Genomic DNA, 504 nt, shown 5'->3' with positions numbered 1-504 from the left:
CAAAAAAGGAGAGGGACTTTGACCGGCTCCCCTTCTCCCCTTTTGGGAGAAGGGGTTGGGGGATGAGGGCGGTATTATTGATGAATAATCCAGGCTAGTGTAATTGTATTTGAATACTGAACTAAAGCTCTATATAGCGTTTTTTCAGCCTAGTAGGGCTGGCGAGGTAAGATATAGGAATCCACTGTTAATCTAGATAAACGTGCGCCCATATTCTGAAGACTTGCGGAGAAAAATAGTTGAGAGATACATAGACGGGAAGACCTCTCAACGCAAGCTAGCCGAACAGTTTCATGTAGCATACAGCTTTGTACGCAAACTAACGAAGCAATATCGAGAGACCGGGACTATCCGTCCGAAGCAGCGAACAGAACAAACCCCCAGCAAACTCAGTGCTGAGCATCTGGCTGTGTTGAGTGGCTTAGTTGAGACAAATAATGATGCCACCTTGAGCGAACTGTGTGATCTGTTAGACGAAGCAGTTGGGGTTCAGTCAGCATAACG

At 46.2% G+C, this 504-nt stretch carries 1 protein-coding gene; it reads left to right on the top strand.

Translation table 11 applies throughout. The features are described from left to right. Nucleotides 1-202 precede the first annotated feature (202 nt). Nucleotides 203-502: a helix-turn-helix domain-containing protein gene (locus tag DO97_RS30470; RefSeq protein ID WP_052129000.1), complete on the top strand. Its 300-nt coding sequence runs from the start codon at nt 203-205 to the stop codon at nt 500-502. Nucleotides 503-504 lie beyond the last annotated feature (2 nt).

It is taken from the genome of Neosynechococcus sphagnicola sy1 (assembly GCF_000775285.1).
GTDB lineage: Bacteria > Cyanobacteriota > Cyanobacteriia > Neosynechococcales > Neosynechococcaceae > Neosynechococcus > Neosynechococcus sphagnicola.
The sequence above is the reverse complement of the archived record's forward strand: the minus strand, read 5'-3'. Positions and strand labels throughout refer to the sequence as shown.